At 45.3% G+C, this 5706-nt stretch carries 5 protein-coding genes; 2 read left to right on the top strand and 3 right to left on the bottom strand.

The annotated features are described in order from the left end of the window. Positions 1-364: 364 nt before the first annotated feature. Positions 365-976, top strand: coding sequence for a hypothetical protein (locus QUA58_RS30680; RefSeq protein ID WP_333256348.1), 612 nt, complete (start codon positions 365-367; stop codon positions 974-976). 211 nt (positions 977-1187) lie between these two features. Here the strand turns inward: QUA58_RS30680 and egtD are convergent, their stop codons facing one another. The 3 genes from egtD to egtC form a co-directional block, all read right to left on the bottom strand. After that, positions 1188-2231 carry an L-histidine N(alpha)-methyltransferase gene (egtD, locus tag QUA58_RS30675; protein ID WP_333397904.1) on the bottom strand — a complete coding sequence of 348 codons (1044 nt, stop codon included), beginning with the start codon at positions 2229-2231 and terminating at the stop codon, positions 1188-1190. Positions 2232-2611: 380 nt separating this feature from the next. Then, positions 2612-3919 carry an ergothioneine biosynthesis protein EgtB gene (locus QUA58_RS30670; RefSeq protein ID WP_333397902.1) on the bottom strand — a complete coding sequence of 436 codons (1308 nt, stop codon included), beginning with the start codon at positions 3917-3919 and terminating at the stop codon, positions 2612-2614. Next, positions 3891-4679, bottom strand: coding sequence for an ergothioneine biosynthesis protein EgtC (egtC, locus tag QUA58_RS30665; RefSeq protein ID WP_333397900.1), 789 nt, complete (start codon positions 4677-4679; stop codon positions 3891-3893). The genes QUA58_RS30670 and egtC overlap by 29 nt, the downstream gene beginning before the upstream one ends. A gap of 169 nt (positions 4680-4848) precedes the next feature. On the opposite strand from egtC, the gene QUA58_RS30660 reads away from it, so the two are divergent. Further along, a complete protein-coding gene (locus QUA58_RS30660) occupies positions 4849-5067 on the top strand; it encodes a hypothetical protein (RefSeq protein WP_333122965.1) in 219 nt (72 codons plus the stop codon). Positions 5068-5706 lie beyond the last annotated feature (639 nt).

Here is a 5706-nt window from a genome sequence, read left to right as displayed (position 1 = left end):
GGATGGGATTTTCCATGATTTATTTTGTTTCTAACTTCTCAAACCCAGTCTAGCTGGACTTGTGTGTACACGGTAGCTCCAAGGAGGGGGCTTTGTTTTTGGCGAAAAATCCCGCGAGGTACGTCTGCGGTGCAGTTCCCACTCTAGTTCGTGATTCGATACCCTCTTAACTGCTTTTTTTAAGAGGCTGTCGGGATTTCGCGGCTCGACTCCTGTAAACTATCAAACTAGAATTAAGCAGCAAGAAAAGTTAGAATAACGGCAAAACTGAATATTGCCCAGAACAGCCAAACTATCTTTACCGAAGATTAGTCGAGAAAACCAGCCGAATATCAGCCAATATCTTGATTTTGCCTGAATAAAGATGTCCAAGGTCTACAGCACGGCGGAACTCATTAAAATCCTCGAAGAAGAGCGCCAAGCCTGCTTGCATGGGCGGCGTCTCAATTTGACTGAAACTCCTGCTACAGGCAACCCCGTGATTGACCGCTTTCTCAAATCTGAGGGCGTTCAGAAGTTCACTGCCTATCAAAATTTTAAGGCTGCCGTGCACGAATACCAGCGGGAACATCAAGTTTCTGGGATTGTTTGGCGGGAAATGGCGGTTAAAGGCAATACTCTACGCTATCCGGCAGTGGATGACGAATTAATAGCTCTACCGGTTGATTTGATTACGTTGAAGGCAGCTAAGATTTCTATGTTGGAATTCTGGCAGCAGGTAACTGCCGGGATGGATTTATATTTAAGCATTAACAGCGGGAAGGATTTTCGATCGATCGAGCCGGTTGATGTAGAGGCTATAGCCCAGCGCACAGAATGGGCCAGTCTCTCGAAGTGGGAAAAGTTGGATTTTCTAGAAATTTTGTTGCAGTTGGGCTGGGGAAAGCCGGAGGAAGCTTATTATAAGCGGGGATGGCCCACCTCCGGCAGCGAGTACATTCACGCCGTCAAACCCGGACAGCGGCCGATTTGTTAATTAGTCAGTAGTCAGTAGTCAGTAGTCAGTAGTCAGTAGTCAGTAGTCATAGTGCTGTCCCCGCTCGCGAACGTTATTAGTCAGTAGTCAGCAGTCAGTAGTCAGTAGTTACTGATTATTGGGAGATATTCAAAACAAATAACAAATAACAATTGCCAACTGCCAACTGTCAACTGTCAACTGTCAACTGCCAACTGTCAACTGTCAACTGTCAACTGTCAACTGACATCTGACAAAGCATCAAGCCAAACCACTGATTTGGATCTGTCCAAACCTGCACCGGCATTAAACCACGCTGCGAAAGTTCTTTTTTTACAGTATTGAGATTAAACTTGCGCGATATTTCGCTGCGGATAGTTTCTCCCGCTGCAAATTCAACCGTTAAATTGAGAGAACGCAACTGCACTGTTTGCGCTTTTTTACTTTTTAAGTGCATTTCAATTTGACATTCCTCTTGATTGTGAAAAGCCCAATGCTCGAACTGTGATAAATCAAAATTTCCCTGATATTTTCGATTTAAATGCCGCAGCATATTCAAGTTAAATGCCGCCGTTACTCCTTGACTGTCATCGTATGCAGGCTCTAAAATATCCTTAGATTTGTCCAAGTCAATTCCCAGCAAGAAATACTCTCCCGGCTGCAATGCACCGACAATTTGCGAGAAGAATAAATCGCATTCTTGAGCGTTGAGATTGCCGAGGGTACTGCCGAGAAAGCAAATCATTCGGGTTGGCAACGGCGACGGTGCAATTTTAGCTAAGGCTAATTCGTAAGTGCTGACAAGTCCGTGAATCTGGAGCGACGGATAATCTGCCAACAGTTGACAAGCGCTGCTTTCTAGGATAGTAGGACTGATGTCGATCGGCAAATAGTGCAGGGGATACTCCAGTTGACTGTAAGCATCGAGGAGAATCCGAGTTTTGGTGGAACTGCCACTGCCGAGTTCGACAATTTCGCAGGGGCCTGTTAAATTTGCGATCGCCCCCGCGCACCGCTGCAAAATAGCCGTTTCAGTGCGTGTCAGGTAGTATTCTGGCAACTGGCAAATCAACTCAAACAGCTTCGAGCCGCGATCGTCGTAGAAATACTTTGGAGGCAAGGATTTGGGGGTTTGAGTCAACCCGCTAACTGCATCGCTGCCAGCATTGATTTCTGCGGGTGTCAGTGCCGCAGCGCTCACCAGTCGCTCTAAGTGCAGCCGGTTTTCCTTTGTTGAGGCTGAGTTTGTCGTGTCGGACAGTCTTGGGGATTTCATAAAGTAATTTTTAGATGCACATATGGGTATAGCACGCCGTCGCGTTGCCAAATATCGCGCTCAAGTCAGATTTTTCATGCCGCTCTCCGTTATGTATTGTCTCACCGGATGGCGATCGCATCCACAATTAAAACTTAAAATTTATCCACAAAAATCATCAAATAATTAACCAAACTTGTTTTATTTGAAATTGTTACATGGAAAAAAGTTAGGCATTTCGCAAACATTTTTTTTGCCCAATACTCTCTCAATCCATTTATCTGATGTTCCTAACATAAGCTTTATAATGCAAGTATTAAGGAATTTATTCATCGGACTTTTCCGATGAATAAATTCGTGACTGTGAACAAATTTGATGGTAATTATAATTACCTAGCAAACTACTTAGCGCAGCGAAAACCAGCAATAATTTGCCGCACGCCCGGATAGTACCAATTCCGAAAGGTCGATCGCAGTGCCTGCGGAAAAGTCGCCCAACTCCCCCCTTTCAAAACCCGGTGTTCTCCATCAAAATAAACTTGAGAATATCCCATGTAAGGATAACTTTTAAATCCCGGATAGGCGTCAAAGGTTGAAGCAGTCCACTCCCAAACATTGCCCAACATATCGCAGCAGCCGATCGCACTTGCTCCTTTGGGAAAGGCATCAACTGGCGAGGTATTGGCAATATTATTGCCGTGATTGCACAGGCTGCCGTTTGGCGGTTCTTCTCCCCAAGGATAGATGCGATATGTTTGATTTGTGGCATCCCAACTCGCAGCTTTTTCCCATTCGGCTTCCGATGGCAAACGCTTACCGATAAAGTTGCAGTAAGCTTCGGCTTCGTACCAACTGACACCGCAAACTGGATGATTGTTGAAAGCTGGATTTTCTGACCAATAAAGCGGTTGAGAGACGGCTTCGCCTTGCAGCCATTTCCAGCCGTCCGCTGACCACCAATCAGGGTTTTGATAGCCGCCGGATTCCATGAAATCTCGGTATTGACGGCAAGTGACGGGATAGCGATCGATCGAGTATGCTTCTAAATAACACAGGTGGCGCGATCGCTCGTTATCCAAAGCCTCAGCAGCATCGCTTCCCATGTAAAATTCCCCGCCCGGAATTTCAATCGCCGGGGAATCGGTAATTGGTAATTGGTAATCGGCAATTAATCTTCCCTCTTTCTTCTTCTTTGTATCCGTTACGTCCCTTAAATCCGTTAAATCCGTTACCAAATGCGTTGCCGAACTTTCTTCTTCCTTCTCCTGCTGCATTTGCAACACGAAAGCAACTGTTTCGCAGTGCTGGCTTTCGTGCTGAAGAATAAACCGCCAGAGACGTTCTTGCTCGTCGATTGGCGCTATTTCCAAATAATCTAACACCTTTTTTCTCACCGCGTCCAGATATAATTCAACTTCAGGTAACGTCGGCAGAAAAACCCGTTGTTTTTTCGGCAAAATATCAGCAGCAAACAGTTGGTGATACTCAGGAAAGACAGGTTCCAAGCCAGCACACCGCTGCAACAGCCACAAATCCTCAGTATAAGCAATGTGACCTAAGTGCCAGCCAACTGGACTGAAATCAGGATGAGCTTGGCGGCAAAAAGTATCATAATCGATGTCTGCAAATAGCTTGAAAGTGCCGCGGCGACACTGCTGCAAATCGCGATAAATTGCCTCTCTACAAGATTGGATAGATTTGGATATCACGATCTACTCCGGTACTGATAATGCTCTGGACTGGACACTCGTGCCAATTGCCAGCAAATAAAGGTTCAGAAGCAATGATGACGGAATCCGGGAAATTTAAATCGTCCCGCAGCCAATAGAGGGAAGGAGGAGTTTTTTGGGAAGCAAAGCGAGAGGCAACGAGCTGGTGTCCGTCGCTGATAATTATATTAGCTGAAAATTCTACTTGGTGAAAGTTTGCTAGCTCTGCCACAGTTTTCAGCGTGTTTTGCAAAGCAGCTTCTAGAGTCAGATTTGCGGCTGTCAATTCATTGACAAACAAGGCGAAGATATGCTCGGAATCTGTAGTACCGTTAATTGATTGATAAAGCGTATCGCTGAGCCGATCGCGAATTGGTCTGTAAAGAGTTTGCCGAAAATTCTTCACGAAGCCGTTGTGTACGAACAGCAGGCGATCGTTCTGAAACGGCTGACAGTTGCTCAAATCTACAGCTTGTCCTGAAGTTGCACTGCGAACGTATCCGATCGCGCATCCAGATTCAACGTATCGACTGATACTCGGAAGGTTAATGTCGCTCCAAATTGGCTGTACATTTTTATAGGTAAACGGGTCAGTATCTAGGTGTGGGTGATACCAACCAAGACCAAAACCGTCAGCATTGAGTACGCCAGAAGTCATTTCGCGGGGCTCGTAACTCTGCACAATTAGGGAATGTTCCGGCTTGTACAGAATAGCATCGAGTAAAATCGGCTCCCCGAGGTAGCCAAGCAAACGGCACATAAAATTTTTAGAGCAAACAGATTAGCATTGTAGGCCATTAACCGAGAAATTGCCCGATCGCGCATCTTGTACCAGGGCCGGAAACAGGGTTTCTTGTAAGTCACTCCCAGCATCGCAGTACAAACGGTACAGTTAAAGTAGAACCCCAGCAGCACAAGGAGACTCTTGAATGTTCCTCGACGAACTCATCCCAATGGCCAAAGAATTGATCCAACAGCCGATCGCCTTCACTGGCGGATTTTTTTCTGGCCTGCTTCGACTCAACCTTCACGAAGAGCCCGTTAAAAGCTGGATCGACGACCAAGCCGGTTCAACTTCCTACACTACTCCCCCAGCCGAACCCACCAACGGTAAAAGCACGGGGCCTCAGTCAATCTCGATCGACTAAGGAAAAACAGTAACATCCTCCCAACGCCAAACTGATTACAGTTATGGCGTGGGCTTCCAAACTTCACAGTTTGGCTTTTCGCGTTTTTCCCTTACGGGATTTCCACACTGGGGTAGATTGAATTGCTCAGTCCCCGCTAGAAAGTCTGCACAGACACAAGCGATTCCCGCAGAGCCTTTCTCAGATAGATGAAGTACAATAACAGCAGTGTGTAAACCAGTTCCAAATATTGTGCTGAGAAAGTTGACGGAATGCAAACTCGATCGCTTTTCCTAATTATTGATAATTTGTTGTGTTGATAAAACTGAAAATATATTTAAGTTTTGACCATAAATTCTCAGGTTTGTGATAAATCGGGCGAAGGGGGCGACAATTATATTACTTTCGCCCCTTTTTTTTGATTAGTTTCTTTACTTGTTTTCTCTATTTATCTGACTATTTTCCATCACTACCAAAGCATTTTTTATAATTTATGTACGTTGCCGGAGCATAAAATCTTCAAATGTAATTGTATCATGTTCCTTCTTAAATTAACTTATATTAGAACTTTATGAACCCTTATATAGGGCTTGCTGAATAAGTTCGAAAAAATCGCGTAGGCGAAGCCAGCCGCAGGCATCGCACTTGATGGGCAATTCA

Source organism: Microcoleus sp. N9_A1 (genome assembly GCF_036701795.1).
GTDB lineage: Bacteria > Cyanobacteriota > Cyanobacteriia > Cyanobacteriales > Microcoleaceae > Microcoleus.
Note: the sequence above shows the minus strand (reverse complement) of the source record. Positions and strands in the feature narration are given on the sequence as shown.